The sequence below is a fragment of the Flavobacterium zhairuonense genome, assembly GCF_004352915.1.
GTDB lineage: Bacteria > Bacteroidota > Bacteroidia > Flavobacteriales > Flavobacteriaceae > Flavobacterium > Flavobacterium zhairuonense.
In genome coordinates this window covers 1-16,931 of record NZ_SJSY01000065.1, presented here as the reverse complement: position 1 = coordinate 16,931, position 16,931 = coordinate 1, and the positions used below count along the sequence as shown (strand labels likewise).

Genomic DNA, 16,931 nt, shown 5'->3' with positions numbered 1-16,931 from the left:
CCTGGCAAATCTCTATTGCCAGGTTTTTTTATGTCTAAATTTAAACACAATATTGTCATCTCGGCGAAGGAGAGATGACAAATACACGACGATACCTTTGTAACTCCAGTGAAAACCTTTTGCTTTCATTGCAGTTAAAAAGAAATCAGTATTTTTGATCTTAGAATTATCGCATAAAACTTCATGAAAAAAATATTCACAATTATAATCGCATTTTTCATTTTTACTTCTACTTTCAGTCAAAATAAATTCGGAAATCCTGAAGTTGATCCAATCCAAATTCAAAAAAACTTTACTGATTGGTCAGCTTATCAAAGTAAAAAAATAATGCTTTCTAGAGATTTTACGGCGCTAGATGCTGAATCAAAAGAAATCTCAAAAGAAGCTTTTTTGGATCAATTGGCAAATGGAAATTTCATTCCAATTCGATTAAAATCCGAAGAAAGCATCTATGTTTATAAACTATTCAAAATTCAGCCAAAAACGGATACAAGCATAAAAGCGACAATCAACCAAATTGGTTTTGATGCTTTTAAAAACTACAAAATGGAAGGAACGGCTTTCCCAAAATTTTCATTTAAAGATTTAAACGGAAATCTGGTAACAAATGAATCCATGAAAGGAAAAATCATTGTTATAAAATGCTGGTACATTCACTGTACGCCTTGCATTAGAGAATTTCCTCAAGTCAATAAATTGGTTGACGAATACAAAGACAGAAAAGACATTGTTTTTATGAGTTTAGCCGAAGATTCACCAGAACAGTTAAAAACGTTTTTAGCGAGAAAACCATTATCCTATTCTGTAATTCCAGATATGAAAGACTATATGAATGAATCTTTACAGTTGAATTCATTTCCAACACATTTTATTATCAACAAAGAAGGAATTATTTCGAAAGTGCTTCCAAATTTTGAAAGTTTAGAAGTGGCTTTGGCTAAAGAAAGTAAGCTGTAAGTTAAATTAATCTCGCAAAGTCGCGAAGTCGCAAAGTTTTTATTCATTTATTTTAAGATACAGTTTGTCATTTCGAGGAACGAGAAATCACACTAGAAACTCTACAAAGATTAGTGATTTTGCATGCGGAATCCCGCGTGTGATTTCTCGTTCCTCGAAATGACAAGACTACGTGGTAATTAACTTAGAAAAAAAAACTCTGCGCCTTCGCGCCTTTGCGAGAAACCTTCATCAGCACAAAAAACCTTAGCACCTTTGCATCTTTGCAACTTAGAACCTTTTTCACTACTTTTGCACCAAATTAATTAAAAAGACATTCATGTTAACAGTCAATAATTTATCAGTTCAGTTTGGTAAAAGAATTTTATTCGACGAAGTAAATACTACGTTTACTCACGGAAATATTTACGGCGTTATTGGAGCCAATGGTGCTGGAAAATCTACTTTCCTTAAAATCATTTCAGGCGATATGGACCCAACATCTGGGCATATCCATTTAGAGCCGGGAAAACGTATGTCGGTTTTAAACCAGAACCACAACATGTTCGACGAGCATACTGTTTTGGAAACCGTTTTAATGGGAAATAAAGTGCTGTATGCTGTTAAAAAAGAAATGGATGAACTTTATTTAGATTATAATGACGCTAATGCAGACAGAATAGGGGAGCTACAAGTTCAGTTTGAAGAAATGAACGGATGGAACGCTGACTCTGATGCCGCATCGATGTTGTCTAACTTAGGAATCACAGAAGCAGATCATTATACTTTAATGAGTGATATGGAAGGAAAAATGAAAGTACGTGTGCTTTTGGCGCAGGCTCTTTTTGGAAATCCTGATGTATTGATTATGGATGAGCCTACCAACGATTTGGATTTCGAGACAATCGCTTGGTTAGAAAACTTCTTGGCAAACTATGAAAACACTGTAATTGTTGTATCTCACGACCGTCACTTTTTAGATGCGGTTTGTACACATATTTCTGATATTGATTTCGGAAAAATCAATCACTATTCAGGAAACTATACATTCTGGTACGAGTCTAGCCAATTAGCGGCAAAACAACGTGCACAGCAAAACAAAAAAGCAGAAGAGAAGAAACAAGAACTTGAAGAATTTATTCGTCGTTTTAGTGCAAACGTTGCGAAATCGAAACAAGCTACTTCTCGTAAAAAAATGATTTCGAAATTGAATATTGCCGAAATCAAACCATCTAGCCGTCGTTATCCTGCAATTATTTTCGATCAGGATCGTGAAGCTGGAGATCAGATTTTGAATGTAGAAAACTTAGCGGCTTCTGTAGACGGAGAAGTTTTATTCAAAGATATTAACCTGAATATGGCAAAAGGCGATAAAATCGTTCTTTTCTCTAAAGATTCACGTGCAACAACTGCTTTCTATGAAATCTTAAACGGTGAGCAAAAAGCAGATGCTGGAAATTTTGATTGGGGAATTACAACCAACCAAGCCTATTTACCAGCTGAAAACCATAAATATTTTGAAAACGACTTAACTTTAGTAGACTGGTTACGTCAATACGCTAAAACAGAAGAAGAGCGTGATGAGGTATTTATTAGAGGTTTCTTAGGGAAAATGATTTTCTCTGGAGAAGAAGCTCTTAAAACGTCTAGAGTTTTATCTGGAGGAGAAAAAGTACGTTGTATGCTTTCTAGAATGATGATGGAGCGTGCTAACGTTTTAATGTTAGACGAACCTACAAACCACTTAGATTTGGAGTCTATTACGGCTTTCAACAACTCATTGAAAAACTTTAAAGGTTCTGTAATCTTCACAACGCATGACCACGAGTTCGCGCAAACTGTAGGTAACAGAATCGTAGAATTGACACCAAACGGAGTTATCGATCGTTACATGACATTTGACGAATATCTTGATGATGAGAAAATTCAGGAGCAAAGAAAAAAGATGTACAATCTTTAATTTTTGAAATTCCAATATATTAAAAATCCCAAATTCCAAATTAGACTGGAGTTTGGGATTTTTTTATGTTTAAAAATATAGCCACTAATTGCACGAATTTCCACGAATTAAATTTGTGCTAATTTGTGTAATTCGTGGCAAAAAAAAACAATCCCAGCTATAAAAATTGGAATTTGGGATTTTTTATTTGTTTATTTTACTACTATTTACTACCGAACATTTTAGCGAAAATCCAGATAATAATCGCAATAATAAAAATTACGATAAAAATTCCGAATCCCATTCCGGCTTTAAAAATGTCTCCAATAACTTCACAGCTTGTAAATGAAAACAGTATTACAAATACCATTAACAATCTTAGTATTTTATTTTGCATGACTTCTGATGTTTTAAATTGATATTTAAAATTACTTCAGGAATCAGGAAAATGTGTTATAGAATTTTTGGGAAATGTTTTAGGATTTGGAGTCCAATATTAATTATTTACAAGCTATTAAAGAAATTTTTATTTAGTTAATTGAAAATAAGATTTTGTAAGTATTCAGAAACTTCATCTCGGGTTTTAACTGTAAATAAATCATATAGATTTGAATCTTCAATGATTTTGCGCATACATCTTCTAATAATTTCGTCAGTATTTAATGCCGTTTGCAGTAATAATTCACCATCATTTTTTAAAAATTTAGATTGAATCCCGTCTCCGTGAACAACAGATGATCTAACATCATAAGCATTTTGCAAAATTTTATAAACTCTTTTTTTATTTTCATAATCTTTTTCAAGGAAAAATGCAATGGTTTCAGACAGACGATGTTTTAATTCAGAAGTTGAGACAGAAAAAATACTCTCCAATACTGAACAGTAGATAGAAATCTTTGTTCCAATATCAATCGTACTTCTGGCTGATTGAATGAAGAAAAAGGCTCTTGAAAGTCTTGATGTTTTTGAAGTTATTCTTATTGAGTTGTTCGATAGAGGATTTTCATGTTGATTTGTAATCAGTATTAATGGGTAAAGTTTAATCGCTTCATCAATTTCTTCATTCGAAAAACTTGTAGTTTCTACTATTCCTAGTGAATTGGTGTATGATGAACTCCAAAAATTTGAATGTATTGCATAACGTTTTTCTTCTTCATAAAACAAATGCGCTAATTCGCAATGTACAGAGTTATCCTTAATTAACCAGAGCGCATGATAAAACATTTCAATTAAAAGTAATGTTCCGATCAAACATGCTCTGTCATTAAAATTTTCTGGTGTTGTATCATAATCTTCTTCTTTATAGAAAATACAATTTGATTCTTCTAAAGCTTGAGCTTCGTTTAGGCCAATTATTTTACGTACGTCCCTAATGTCTAAAATGTTTTTAACGATTTTATTATCACTTAAAATGCGAAGATTGAAATTGTCTTTTATTAATAATTGATCAAGTTTTTTTTCAACTTGTATGTGAAAAATCGTAGCAAAACTTTTGGTTTTTATCATTTATAAGGTTTTTATTTATATTCAATTCTTTAGTAGAAAATCTAAATTTAAAAAAGAAAATTTTACCTTTAAAAAACTTTGTGAGCTACTTCAATAGGTAATTGTATAATAATTATTTAATTATTCGATAAGTAAGAATTTTAAAGCATTTGGGTCTTCAACTTTGAAGAGTCGCAAACTTGCTTCATAGTCAGCCCAATTCTTTTTCAATAAAGCACGATAATTTTCTAGCTCCTCATTAATTGAATAACTAATAGTTGATAAATATTTGACCTTTTCAATTGTATTTGGTTCTTTAAGAGATAAGTAAATATCAAAAATATCTCTAGGCCTTTTTTTATTATGACATGCACTAAGTTTTGAAATTACAATTCCTGCACCATCCAATACATTTATAATTTTCCCCGAAAAATTTATCTTGTCAACCAATTGTTCAGAATGAATTAAATCTCCATGCAATATGTTTATTGTAAGAACGGTTTTTACTTTTACTCCATCAACAGTCACATCTAAATTCATTATATCAATAAAATCTATCTTTTGTACTTTTCCTTCAGTTGGATGCAAAAGATCTACATTAAAAATATATGTTCGTTCTCCAATTTCATATGCTCTGCATAATTGGAAATCGTGTTTTGCACTAATATAAAAACTATTTTGAAGAAAATTTTCTATTACTTTTTCAATTTCTTTGGGAGAATAATTCATTGGGAACAGTATATCAACATCCTTTGTTCCTGGATGTACATCTTGATGACGAAGATATGGGCCCCAGCCTCCAACAAATATTACTTTTTCAAGTAAACTATCTCCGATTAAGTTAATTGATTCAGTCAGTAACTTTGTTGTTCCCTCTAGAATATCTTTCATGTGTTTGATTTTATTTGTAAGTAAGAGAAATGGATTAAAATAAATATTTTAATAAAATTATTAAGCTAAAATAAATTTTAAAAAATTAAACTGAGAAGAAAAATTAGATTTATTTGGAAAAATAAATCAATTGTTGGTTGATTAGAAAAATTTTGTATCGATGAAGGTCTGTAAGAAATCAAGAAAAAATCCCCACTCAACACCCCAACAAATAAAATCAGATTCCGTATATTTGCGCAACCAAACATTACAATCACTTATGAGTCAAAAAGTATTACTTAATTCGAAAGAAGTTACTATCATACTCCATCGTTTGGCTTGTCAGTTAATCGAAAAACATCTTGATTTCTCTGAAACTATTTTAGTTGGAATTCAGCCAAGAGGCGTTTTTTTAGCTGAACGTTTAAAACAAATATTAGAAAACGAATACAAGGTTCCTGAAATTTCTTTAGGATATCTGGACATCACTTTTTTTAGAGATGATTTCCGTCGTACTGATAAACCGCTTGAAGCCAATAAAACCCAAATCAATTTTATAGTCGAAGACAAAAAAGTCATTTTTATAGATGACGTTTTGTTTACAGGAAGAAGCATTCGTTCTGCGTTAACTGCCATTCAATCTTTTGGAAGACCTTCAGAAATTGAATTATTGGTTTTAATTGACAGACGTTTCAGCCGTCATTTGCCAATTCAGCCCGATTACAGAGGCCGTCAGGTAGATGCTATTAATGGTGAAAAAGTAATTGTAAGCTGGAAAGAAAATGATGGTGAAGATGTTGTTCACCTAGTGACGAATTAAGTTTAATCGGTTAACCGGTTAATTGTTTAATCGGTAATAACACCGACTAAGCGATTTGACAAAAAAAAAACGATTAAACAATTCAACGATTAAACAAATAAACAATACAAATGAAAGAATTAAGCGTAAATCATTTATTAGGAATTAAATATATCAACGAGAATGATATTAACCTGATTTTTGAAACGGCAGATCATTTTAAAGAAGTCATTAACAGACCGATTAAAAAAGTTCCTTCATTACGAGATATTACTATTGCCAATATTTTCTTCGAAAACAGTACCAGAACTAAACTCTCTTTTGAATTAGCGCAGAAACGTTTATCTGCTGATGTAATCAGTTTTTCTGCAGCTCAGTCATCGGTTAAAAAAGGAGAGACCTTGATTGATACTGTAAATAATATCCTTTCGATGAAAGTGGATATGGTTGTAATGCGCCACTCTAATCCCGGAGCGGCTTATTTTTTATCTAAAAATGTCAAAGCAAGCATCGTAAACGCAGGAGACGGAGCGCATGAACATCCAACTCAGGCTTTATTGGACAGTTATTCTATAAGAGAAAAATTGGGTGATGTTGCTGGAAAAAAAGTAGTTATTGTGGGCGATATTCTGCATTCGAGAGTTGCCTTATCTAATATATATGCTTTGCAAATGCAAGGCGCTGAAGTAAAAGTTTGCGGACCAAAAACATTGATTCCGAGATATATTGAATCGCTTGGTGTTACGGTTGAACCAAATTTAAGAAAAGCATTAGAATGGTGCGATGTTGCGAATATGCTTCGTGTACAAAACGAGCGTATGGATGTGAATTTCTTCCCATCAACACGCGAGTACGCTCAGCAATATGGAGTAGACAAACCGCTTTTGGATTCGCTTGGAAAAGAAATCGTAATCATGCACCCAGGACCAATCAATAGAGGAGTAGAGATTACTTCTGAAGTGGCGGATTCTGATCACTCTGTGATTTTGAATCAGGTGGAGAATGGAGTTGCTATTAGAATGGCGATTATTTATTTGCTGGCTTCTAAGATTCAGCAATAAATTAGTTTTCAGTCACAGTCACAGTACACAGTTATAAGAGAAACTGAGACTGAAAATTCTTTAAACCGATGGTTTGCAGTCATAGCAAGTAACTGAAAACTGTGACTGTGACTGAAAACTATAAAAAAACTTAGTAAATTAGCATAAAATATTTAGCTCCATAAATTATAAAATGAAAGTAGATCAAAAAGGACATACCGTTACCATTAAAGATACACAAGGAGATGTAAATTCTTTCTTGGAAAAAGTGACGCAACAAATTAAGACTTTTGAAAAACATAATATTATAATCGATCTTTCATCTGATTCGGCTTTGACAGAAAATGATTTGAAGCTTTTTTTACCGCTTTCAAAACAACAAAAAAAAGCAAAAAAATCATTTGTAATTGTGGCTACTGATCTTGATTTTAACGCTATTTCAGATAAACTGGTTGTGGTTCCTTCACTTTTGGAAGCACATGATATAATCGAAATGGAAGAAATCGAAAGAGACCTAGGATTTTAGATTTTAGAGTTCTGATTTTAGATTTTAGATTTTTTTAATACTAAATCTAAAATATTTGGTCAATCTAAAATCTAAAATCTAAAATCTACAATCTAAAATCAAAAATGAAACTAACGATACTTGGCTGTTATGCCGCAACTCCCAGAACGATTACGAATCCGACTGCGCAGGTTTTAGAAATTAAAAACAGATTGTTTTTGATTGACTGCGGAGAAGGAACTCAAGTTCAGCTTCGAAAGAATAAGATTAAGTTCTCAAAGATTAATCACATTTTTATTTCGCATCTTCATGGCGATCATTTGTATGGATTGATTGGAACGATTTCGACTTTTTCGCTTTTAGGAAGAACTACAGATTTGCACATTTACGGACCGAAAGGAATTAAGGAATTAATTCTTCTTCAATTAAAATTGACCGAATCATGGACAACTTATGATTTGTTTTTTCATGAATTGGAATCAAAAGAAAGTGAAGTTGTTTTTGAAGACAAGAAAGTTGTAGTAAAAACAATTCCGCTGAAACATCGTGTTTATACAAACGGTTATTTGTTTCAAGAAAAACCAGATGAAAGAAAACTGAATGTTGAAGCTGTTCAGAAATACGATATTCACGTTGCTTATTATCAAAAGATAAAAAACGGCGGTGATATTACATTGGATAATGGAACTGTAATCGAAAACGAAAAATTGACTTTTGATCCAGCCCCGCCAAAAAGTTATGCGTTTTGCTCTGATACTGTTTATCATGAAGCTGTTATTCCGATTATTGAAAATGTTGATGTTTTGTATCATGAATCTACTTTTTTAGAATCGGAAGCTTCATTGGCGCAAAAAACATTGCATTCAACAGCAAAAGAAGCTGCACGAATTGCCTTAAAAGCAAATGCTAAACAATTAATTTTGGGGCATTATTCGACACGATATGATGGTTTGGAACGTTTTAAACAAGAAGCTGAGGAAGTTTTTCCGAATGTGCTTTTAGCAGATGACGGCCTGAGTTTTGAATTATAATCTAAGATACTAAGATATTAAGATGCTAAGGTTCTAAGGTTCTAAGGTTTGGAGCTTAAATATACTGATGTCAGGCTGAATAAAAAAAATCTGAAATCTAAAATCAACAATCTAAAATCAACAATCTAAAATCAACAATCTAAAATAATAAGTCATGAATGATTTAAGCAACTATAGAAGATCTTACGAAAAGAGCGAATTGTTGGAAACTAACATTCCTGAAGATCCAATTAATCTTTTTAACCGCTGGTTTCATGAAGTGGAAGATTTTGGTGGAAGCGGTGAAGTGAATGCCATGACGGTTTCGACAATCGGATTGGATGGTTTTCCGAAATCTCGTGTCGTTCTTTTGAAAAAATTCTCAGAAGAAGGATTTATATTTTATACCAATTATAATTCGGAAAAAGGAAAAGCAATTGAGAATAATCCAAATGTTTGTTTATCTTTCTTTTGGCAGGAAATGGAGCGTCAGGTTATTATTAAAGGAATTGCGCAAAAAACTTCTGAAAATATTTCAGATGGCTATTTTGGTTCTCGTCCGGACGGAAGCAAGCTTGGTGCAATAGTTTCGAATCAAAGTGAGGTTATTCCGTCGAGAGCTTTCTTGGAAGAAAACTTAAAAAAATTGGAAGCAGAATTTGAAGGAAAAGAAATTCCGAGACCCGAATATTGGGGAGGTTATTTAGTAACTCCTTTACAAGTAGAATTTTGGCAAGGAAGACCAAATAGACTTCATGATAGAATTCGTTATACAAGTCAATCTGATTTTTCATGGAAGATCGAGCGATTATCATCTTAATTGTAAGAAAATTATATGTTAAATTAAAATTTTAATGTATTTCATCGATTATTTTTGTAGTTTACCGACAATTTGAATACGTTTGGCGTAAGAAAAGTGGAACAATTTATTCAAATTATAAAAATTTAAAGGATTTGCCCCAACATTTACCTTTAGGCATTAAACTACTGTATGATTATGAAGAAGATAATGCGCATCATGACGTTCATTGCAATACTAATTGCAGTGAACGCATGTTCTGCTGATACTGCAGAGGGAACTGAAGACAGTACTTCAACTGAAATTCTGATTACGAACTACACGTACAATGATTCAGAATTAGAAACCATGAAATTGATTAACGATTACCGTGTTAGTATTGGTCTAAATGCTTTAGAGCCAATCAATCATATTTCTGCAAAATGCGAAGAACACAACAATTATATGATTGAAAAAAATGTTGTTGATCATAACGACTTTGTAGCGCGTTCAGAAAATCTTGAAAAAGTTCTTGGGGCAAAAAAAGTAGGAGAGAATGTTGCCTATAATTATAAGACTTCTCAAGCTGCTTTAAATGCTTGGTTGGAAAGTCCTGGGCATAAAGAAAATATTGAAGGTAATTTTACTCATTTTGGTATAGCAATTACTACTGATACTAAAACAGGTAAAAAATATTATACTAATATTTTTATTAGGATATAAAGATAAACTTAAGACTGGTTGGTTTTTAGTGATCGTTGCGGTTTTTATAACTGTGACGATTTTTTTTGCATAAAAAAGAAGCTGTCTATTTCAGACAGCTTCTTTTTTTTAAAAATATGGTAATCCTAACTAATAACTAAAGTGCTGTAATTATAAATTCGCTTCGTCTGTTCATTTGATGTTCTTCTTCGGTACAAGGAACGTCATCAGAACATTTGTTTACAAGCTGCGTTTCTCCATATCCTTTTCCGGTTAAGCGATCGGCTTTGATGCCGTTTTTGATTAACCATTGAATAGTAGATTTTGCTCTTCTATCAGACAAACCTTCATTGTATTTATGTGATGCACGGCTGTCTGTGTGTGAACGAATGTCAAGTTTCATGGCTGGATAATCGTTTAATACAGCCAATATTTTTTCTAAATCTAATGCAGCTTCAGGTCTGATGTTTGATTTATCCAAATCGAAATAAATCATTTTGATGCCAAAACATTTTCCTAAATCATCACCAACCGTTACACGGCACATGCGTTTGGTAAGAGCAATTGGTAAATCTGTTTTTCCGCTTACTTTATCAATTGTTACGCTAACTTCTCTAGTTTCATAATCTTGGTTTTCAGCACGAACATTATAGGTTTTTTTACAATCAACAGGAAATTTATATAATCCTGTAGCATCGGCCGTTGTCGTATTTTTGATAACTTGATTTTCGTATAAAGTAACTTTTGCTCCAGGCAAAATTTCATTTGTAGCAATATCAGTTATAAGACCACTTAATTCCTGGATGCATTTCAGGCTGCGAGTTTCTAAAAATTTATAGATATCATCAGAGCCAAGTCCGCCATCTTTATTGGAACTGAAGTAGCCAAGCCTGCTTTTAGAATCTATAAAATAAGCGAAATCATCTTTAGGTGAATTCACATCGGCGCCTACATTCTGGATATTGCTGATAGTTCCGTCGCTATCGATATCACCTACAAAAACGTCTAATCCGCCAAGTCCTGGATGCCCGTCTGAAGCGAAATAGATTTCGTTGTCATCCGTTACAAATGGGAAAGTTTCTTTTCCTTCGGTATTTATCGTTTTTCCTAAATTTTCTGGATTGCCAAAACTTCCATCCCCGTTGATACTTACTTTGTAAATATCCGATTGTCCAATTGTACCTGGCATATCAGAAGCAAAATAAAGTGTTTTTCCGTCTGGACTTAGCGCGGGATGTGCAGTGCTGTAATTGTCGCTTGTAAAAGAAAGTGGTGCTATATTTGTCCATTGTCCTTTACTGTCAAGAGTGGCTTTGTATAATTTTACTAAAGTAATTTTGTTAACATCTTTTCCTTTTTTTCCATCTACAAAATTGTTTCTTGTGAAGTATGCAGTTTTCCCATCTTTTGAAAAAACGGGAGTTGCTTCGTTGAATTTACTGTTTAAAGCATTTTTGAATTTATTTACTTTAGAAGCAGTATAGGTCGAAGGATCAACATCGGCATCATAAATATTGGTAAAATATTCGCCTGTCCATTTGTGTTTTCTTTGTGAAAAATTTCCGGTATCTCTAGCAGATGCAAAGTATAACTTGTTGTTATAAACAAATGAGCCATAATCAGAATATTTGCTATTTATTCCCGCATTTTCGATATTATATCGGCCTGAGTTGGCTTTGATTTGATCCAGATAGTTTACATCTGCTTTGTACAGTCTTGCCCTGTTGTCATTTTTGTTTTTAGCATCAAATTCATCGAGAATTTTATTTGCTTTTTTAGTTTCTCCTATTGATTTTAATGACTGAGCGTATCTGTAGTAGTATTCAGGTTCTATGTTCGAATTCATTGCAAACAACTCACCATACCATTTAGCAGCACCATCAAAATCTGAATTGAAGTAATAAGAATTTCCAAGTTTCTTGAACATTTCTTCAGATTTATAACCTTTGTTTGCTACTTTTTCATACGTTTTTATTGCGTCAACATAAGCGTAATTATTGTATTTTTTATCACCAGCGTTTACTTTTGACTGCTGTGAATAACTGTCCAATGAAAAAACGCTTACAAATGTTAGGCAAAGGAAAATATAATTTTTCATAGTACTTATTTTTAGAAGAAACGAGGAGTTGTGATTTTACCATTTTTAGTAAAGAATTCATAACGCAGGAATATCTCATGAGATCCTGAATTATAATTATTAAGGTTTGTGGTTTCGTGATCGTAACCGTAACCTAAATAAAGACCGTCAGTGATTTGGAACCCAACCATGGCGCTTAATGAAGCACTCCATCTGTAACCGACACCGGCAACAAACTTATCAAAGAACATAAAGTTCGCTGAAAGATCTACTTGAAGTGGTGCACCTTCAACCATTTTAGTAAGTACAGCTGGTTTGAATTTGATGTATTGGTATTTGTCTAAATCAAATACATAACCAGCCATTAAATAATAATTGATTTTGTCTTTGAAAATGGCAATATCATTGTCATCGTAGCGATTCGTTTCAATAAAGTTTGGAATTGAAAAACCAATGTAAGCTTTGTCAGAATGCCAATAAACTCCCGCTCCCACATTTGGAGAAAATTTATTGTCCAGATCCTGAAATTGTGGATCTCCAGAAATTTCTGGATTTAGTTTGTTGACATCTAAATTGAATATATTGGCAGTTCCTTTAATACCAAATGACAGTTTGAAATTAGCTGATGTTTGGACTGTATATGAAACGTCAACAGAAATGTTGTTTTCATTTGTTGGACCAATTTTATCATTAACGAGTGAGCCTCCAATTCCTAAATTACTGTTGTTAATAGGAGTGTTTATTGAGAAACTGCTTGTTTCTGGTGCACCATCAAGACCAACCCATTGGGTACGATATAGTCCAAAAATGCTTAAGGCTCCACGAGAACCTGCATAAGCAGGATTTATGTTTATTGTGTTGTACATGTATTGCGTATATTGAGCATCTTGCTGCGCGTGACTTGCAATAGTTACAAACAGAATGACGAAGTAAAATAATTTTGTTCTCATAGTAGATATTTATTATTTCAATTTTACTATTGATTATTAATGGAATCCCTCAGGAAAAACAAAAAATAAAGTATTCAAATTTATGAATTTTTCCTGTTGATATTTGTAAGTTGCTGATTTAAAAAGTTAAAAATCAGCAACTTATAAATATGGTTTATTTTGAAAGATATAGGTATCCGTCTTTTTTGTTATATTGAATTACATTATTTCCGTCTAAAGATTTGTAAGTCACAATGTAGAAGTACGTTCCTGTTGGCAATCCTTCAGATTTGTTAACAGTAGTTCTTCCTCGTGAAGTTCCATCAAACGCATTCGTTGTATTGTTATAGTCAGTAGTTTCAAAGACTAATATTCCCCAACGATTATAGATCTCGACTGTGTTTCCTGGGTAGCAGGTCAAGTCGCCAATACCATCAATTACAAATACATCATTTATACCGTCTCCGTTTGGAGAGAAAGCATTGTGCACCACTATATTTTTACATGGCAATACTTTACAGTCATCATTGATTTCCATATTAAGTACGATGCTTCGAGGGCAAAGCTGATCGGCTATTTTGTACTCGAATGCATAAGTGCCAAGTGCTAAACCAAAAGCGTTCAATGTGCTTCCTTGTAATGCATTGCTATTGTTTGTGTCAACCCAAGTTCCGTTTCTTGGAGTCTCTGCTGGAAGCAGTGAAAGCAAGTCGATTAATGTTGAGTCATCATTACAAGCTGAACTGCTAAGCGTTGTTACACCATTTGGAATAACTGTTATAGTAATAGTGCCTGTATCACAATTGTTTGGATTTAGTTTTTCACAAATCTGGTAGGTGTATGTATAAGTTCCGGCTGGTGTTAAGCTTGAAACATTTACATTTCCAGAAGCATCAACAGTAATGTTTGGATCTGTTTTAACTTCTCCGCTTTGTGGTACTAAACTAAAGTTTACCAACTGCAGTGTTGCTGGAAGCTGATTTAGTAAATCATTGCTCAATACATTTCCAACTAGTCCGAATTTGTTACAGCCAATTTCAACATAGCTGTCATCATTTGCAACGATTGGAGAAGAAGAAACTGTCACGGTTACAATTGCGGTATCGCAGTTTCCGAAATCAGCATTTTCGCAAATTTGATAGGTCAATGTGTAAGTTCCCGCAGGCGTGTTTGGTGCTACTGTAATTGATCCGTCAGGGTTTAGCGTTAATGCTCCCGTTGGGTCAGGTGTGACAGTAGTCAAAGTAACGTCGCTTGGATTTACTGGTGATCCATTTAAAGTATCATTAGTATAAATGTTGATCACATTTGTTCCTCCAGTTGTACCGTTTATTGGCCCTGCAGTATCGTCATTGGCAACAATTGCAAATGTTGGTCTTGCGATACAGTAAGGATCAGCTGGCGGATAATTTACAACTATCGTTTCGCTTGGATTAACAGATATTGTTACAGTAGCAGTCGGACGAAGATTTTCAAATCCGTCTGGAGCCTGAATCCATTTATTATCTTGGAAAACCCATCCTGGCCAGTCAATACCATTACCATTCTGATCTACTACAGCACCTGGCCATAATACTCTTCCGCTAAGCGGTAAGTTTGTCATTGTAGTAACCACATTGTTATTGTTGTCTGCCCATGTAATAGTTACGCCATTTATAGGTGTAAAGTTTACAGGTATTGCTGAATAATCAAGATACGGAACATCGTTTACACAAATTGCAGTTGCAGTTACAGTCATAACTGGAGCTTCAATTGTAATTGTTATAGTTGCTGTGTCACAATTTGAAGTTTGATCGGCTTCACAAATTTGATACACCATTGTTAATGTTCCAGCTGGAGCATTTGGCAGAATATCTACAGAGCCGTCAGGATTCAATTGCAAGAATTCATTTGGCGTTACTGTTGTAATCACTACATCTGAAGCTGTTATTGGTTGTCCTTCAAGAGTGTCATTTGTTAATACATTCAATACATTTGGTGTTGTTGTATTAACTCCAGGGAACGGACCTCCATTATCATCATTAGCAACAATATCTTGGTATTCTTTACAGTTAACTCCAAAGTCAATATCTAAGTGAACTAAATCTTCTGGAGTTACATTTACAATGTATCCATCGGCACTTGTTGTTGTACAAACTGTATGCATTTGCGCTTTGCCAGTTTTAGATGTAGCTTTTTTAGCTGTATTTGATGATGGCAATACTTTTACTAATCCAGTAACTCCTAAAGCGGTTGCTACGGCATCTAAGTTTGCATCTCTTACCAGTTTGACTTTATATTCTCCGTAAGGATTTTCACTTTCTGGTCTGTCTCTCCAGAAACCTTGAATTCCAACGATTACTTCTTCGTGATATCCATTAGGACCATCAACAATAACATTGGCGCTCTTATCATTTCCGAATCCTCCAGCATTTAATTCGCCTACATTTTGAGGGCCAGTATAGCTTCCATCTCCATTCAAATCAAGCCATTCCCATAAGCTATAATCAATAGCTCCATTGCTGTCTGGGATATTTTTAGTTACAATGCCATCATTGTTGGCATCATACCACTCGTCCTGAATTCCGTTGCTATTGGTGTCATACCAAACATAATCTCCTAAAACTGGAAGTTTTGATTTTCCATATAAGAAGTCATGTACTAGGAATTTACATTCTTCAAGAGTTGTAAAGAACAAGCTTGAATCTACAGGATATAATTGATATGCACTATTTAAATTAGCATCTTGAACTTGAACTAAGTAACTTCCAGCAGCCATGCCAGAGAATGAATATTCTCCATTGGCATTAGTAATGCGAATTAAAATTGGACCAGTAGTGGTTCCTTGAGGAATCAATGTAACCGGCACATTCGCAATAGGAGTGTTAGTATCTACGTTGATAATCTGACCAGATATTTTAACTTTATAATTTGGCTGTGTAATAGTAACAGTAGCAGTTGCTGTACAAACCTGACCTTCTCCGTTTACAGGAGCAGTTGCAGTAAGAGTATAAGTTCCTGCTGGTAAGTTAGTATTTCCAACAACTTCATTGTTAGCATTTGTAATCACAACGGTAGCACCCGGACTGCTAGTTACGGCAATCGAACCGTCAGTTCCGTCAAGACAGCTTACGTTTGTTGGAACCCCAGAAACAGATACTTTGTTATCAACAGTAAATGTTTGAACTAATTCTGTTTTGTTTCCTGCACAATCTGTCAATGTATAGGTTCTGGTTAATATATACGCATTTCCGTCGCAACCACTTGCGCCATTGTTAGAATCGCTTACAGTAACGGTTACATTTCCGCTACAATTGTCAGTTTCATCCGTAATGTCATCTGGACTACCAGTTGGAATTTCAGCAGTACTTTGCAAGTCTACAACATTCGCTGGAGCAGTTCCTGTTGGCGGAGTAGTGTCTCTAACTGTAATGATTTGAGTAAATGAAGCTGTGTTTCCACTGCAGTCACTTGTTGTCCATTTACGAGTTAGGGTATATTCAGTTCCGCATTCATTTTTGATATCGCTTTTAACTTCAGATAATACAATTGGTAGATCTCCACCTCCACAATTATCAGTAGCCTGAATATTTGCTGGCTCTGGAACCGCATCGCAAGAAACTGTTATATCAGATGGAAGTTCACCATTAAATACTGGCTTAGTAGTATCTTGAATTGTAATCACTTGAGTGAAAGTTTCAGAAGTATTACCACAATCATCTTTTATAGTCCAAGTATTAGTATAAGTTCCAGCATTTGAACAACCTTCAGAAGCTATAAACTGGCCGCTTACTTTTACAATATTAGTAACGTCACTATCGCATGCGTCAGTAGCAGTAGGGAATAAGGCTTGCGCCGATGCCAAAGCTTCTGTATCGCTGC

The 16,931-nt window shown here is 34.0% G+C and carries 14 protein-coding genes; 8 read left to right on the top strand and 6 right to left on the bottom strand.

Annotated elements, in window-relative coordinates:
* The first annotated feature begins 183 nt into the window (after positions 1–183).
* Both EYY60_RS03590 and EYY60_RS03585 read left to right on the top strand, forming a co-directional pair.
* Entirely contained in the window at positions 184–957 is a 774-nt protein-coding gene (locus tag EYY60_RS03590) for a TlpA family protein disulfide reductase (RefSeq protein ID WP_132988036.1), read from the top strand.
* Positions 958–1,276: 319 nt separating this feature from the next.
* On the top strand, positions 1,277–2,896 hold the full coding sequence (locus tag EYY60_RS03585) for an ABC-F family ATP-binding cassette domain-containing protein (RefSeq protein WP_132988035.1): 1,620 nt from the start codon (positions 1,277–1,279) through the stop codon (positions 2,894–2,896).
* A 202-nt stretch (positions 2,897–3,098) separates the two neighbouring features.
* On the opposite strand, the gene EYY60_RS22240 is transcribed toward EYY60_RS03585, so the two are convergent.
* The 3 genes from EYY60_RS22240 to EYY60_RS03575 all read right to left on the bottom strand — a co-directional run bounded on the left by EYY60_RS22240 (position 3,099) and on the right by EYY60_RS03575 (position 5,251).
* On the bottom strand, positions 3,099–3,272 hold the full coding sequence (locus EYY60_RS22240) for a hypothetical protein (RefSeq protein ID WP_008468862.1): 174 nt from the start codon (positions 3,270–3,272) through the stop codon (positions 3,099–3,101).
* 137 nt (positions 3,273–3,409) lie between these two features.
* Positions 3,410–4,381: a HEPN domain-containing protein gene (locus EYY60_RS03580; RefSeq protein ID WP_132988034.1), complete on the bottom strand. Its 972-nt coding sequence runs from the start codon at positions 4,379–4,381 to the stop codon at positions 3,410–3,412.
* A 120-nt stretch (positions 4,382–4,501) separates the two neighbouring features.
* Positions 4,502–5,251 carry a nucleotidyl transferase AbiEii/AbiGii toxin family protein gene (locus EYY60_RS03575; protein ID WP_132988033.1) on the bottom strand — a complete coding sequence of 250 codons (750 nt, stop codon included), beginning with the start codon at positions 5,249–5,251 and terminating at the stop codon, positions 4,502–4,504.
* A 259-nt stretch (positions 5,252–5,510) separates the two neighbouring features.
* Here EYY60_RS03575 and pyrR point away from each other — a divergent pair, with 259 nt between their 5' ends.
* The 6 genes from pyrR to EYY60_RS03545 all read left to right on the top strand — a co-directional run bounded on the left by pyrR (position 5,511) and on the right by EYY60_RS03545 (position 10,085).
* Entirely contained in the window at positions 5,511–6,050 is a 540-nt protein-coding gene (pyrR, locus tag EYY60_RS03570) for a bifunctional pyr operon transcriptional regulator/uracil phosphoribosyltransferase PyrR (RefSeq protein WP_008468864.1), read from the top strand.
* A gap of 110 nt (positions 6,051–6,160) precedes the next feature.
* Positions 6,161–7,090, top strand: a complete 930-nt coding sequence (locus EYY60_RS03565; RefSeq protein WP_132988032.1) for an aspartate carbamoyltransferase catalytic subunit — start codon at positions 6,161–6,163, stop codon at positions 7,088–7,090.
* Positions 7,091–7,262: 172 nt separating this feature from the next.
* Entirely contained in the window at positions 7,263–7,595 is a 333-nt protein-coding gene (locus EYY60_RS03560; protein WP_132988031.1) for a ribonuclease Z, read from the top strand.
* Between the two features lie 104 nt (positions 7,596–7,699).
* A complete protein-coding gene (locus tag EYY60_RS03555; protein ID WP_132988030.1) occupies positions 7,700–8,605 on the top strand; it encodes a ribonuclease Z in 906 nt (301 codons plus the stop codon).
* Positions 8,606–8,759: 154 nt separating this feature from the next.
* Positions 8,760–9,404, top strand: coding sequence for a pyridoxamine 5'-phosphate oxidase (gene pdxH / locus EYY60_RS03550; protein ID WP_132988029.1), 645 nt, complete (start codon positions 8,760–8,762; stop codon positions 9,402–9,404).
* A gap of 177 nt (positions 9,405–9,581) precedes the next feature.
* Positions 9,582–10,085, top strand: a complete 504-nt coding sequence (locus EYY60_RS03545) for a CAP domain-containing protein (protein ID WP_132988028.1) — start codon at positions 9,582–9,584, stop codon at positions 10,083–10,085.
* A 136-nt stretch (positions 10,086–10,221) separates the two neighbouring features.
* Here EYY60_RS03545 and EYY60_RS03540 read toward each other — a convergent pair whose 3' ends face one another.
* The 3 genes from EYY60_RS03540 to EYY60_RS03530 form a co-directional block, all read right to left on the bottom strand.
* Positions 10,222–12,162 (bottom strand): OmpA family protein, encoded by a 1,941-nt coding sequence (locus EYY60_RS03540; RefSeq protein WP_132988027.1) that lies wholly within the window; start codon positions 12,160–12,162, stop codon positions 10,222–10,224.
* An 11-nt stretch (positions 12,163–12,173) separates the two neighbouring features.
* Positions 12,174–13,091, bottom strand: a complete 918-nt coding sequence (locus EYY60_RS03535) for a PorP/SprF family type IX secretion system membrane protein (protein ID WP_132988026.1) — start codon at positions 13,089–13,091, stop codon at positions 12,174–12,176.
* Between the two features lie 154 nt (positions 13,092–13,245).
* On the bottom strand, positions 13,246–16,931 hold a 3,686-nt coding region (locus EYY60_RS03530; RefSeq protein WP_132988025.1), incomplete at its 5' end, for a T9SS type B sorting domain-containing protein.

Coding starts and splice junctions, on each gene's coding strand:
- EYY60_RS03590 (WP_132988036.1), top strand. CDS start 184: ATGAAAAAAATATTCACAATTATAATCGCATTTTTCATTTTTACTTCT.
- EYY60_RS03585 (WP_132988035.1), top strand. CDS start 1,277: ATGTTAACAGTCAATAATTTATCAGTTCAGTTTGGTAAAAGAATTTTA.
- EYY60_RS22240 (WP_008468862.1), bottom strand. CDS start 3,272: ATGCAAAATAAAATACTAAGATTGTTAATGGTATTTGTAATACTGTTT.
- EYY60_RS03580 (WP_132988034.1), bottom strand. CDS start 4,381: ATGATAAAAACCAAAAGTTTTGCTACGATTTTTCACATACAAGTTGAA.
- EYY60_RS03575 (WP_132988033.1), bottom strand. CDS start 5,251: ATGAAAGATATTCTAGAGGGAACAACAAAGTTACTGACTGAATCAATT.
- pyrR (WP_008468864.1), top strand. CDS start 5,511: ATGAGTCAAAAAGTATTACTTAATTCGAAAGAAGTTACTATCATACTC.
- EYY60_RS03565 (WP_132988032.1), top strand. CDS start 6,161: ATGAAAGAATTAAGCGTAAATCATTTATTAGGAATTAAATATATCAAC.
- EYY60_RS03560 (WP_132988031.1), top strand. CDS start 7,263: ATGAAAGTAGATCAAAAAGGACATACCGTTACCATTAAAGATACACAA.
- EYY60_RS03555 (WP_132988030.1), top strand. CDS start 7,700: ATGAAACTAACGATACTTGGCTGTTATGCCGCAACTCCCAGAACGATT.
- pdxH (WP_132988029.1), top strand. CDS start 8,760: ATGAATGATTTAAGCAACTATAGAAGATCTTACGAAAAGAGCGAATTG.
- EYY60_RS03545 (WP_132988028.1), top strand. CDS start 9,582: ATGAAGAAGATAATGCGCATCATGACGTTCATTGCAATACTAATTGCA.
- EYY60_RS03540 (WP_132988027.1), bottom strand. CDS start 12,162: ATGAAAAATTATATTTTCCTTTGCCTAACATTTGTAAGCGTTTTTTCA.
- EYY60_RS03535 (WP_132988026.1), bottom strand. CDS start 13,091: ATGAGAACAAAATTATTTTACTTCGTCATTCTGTTTGTAACTATTGCA.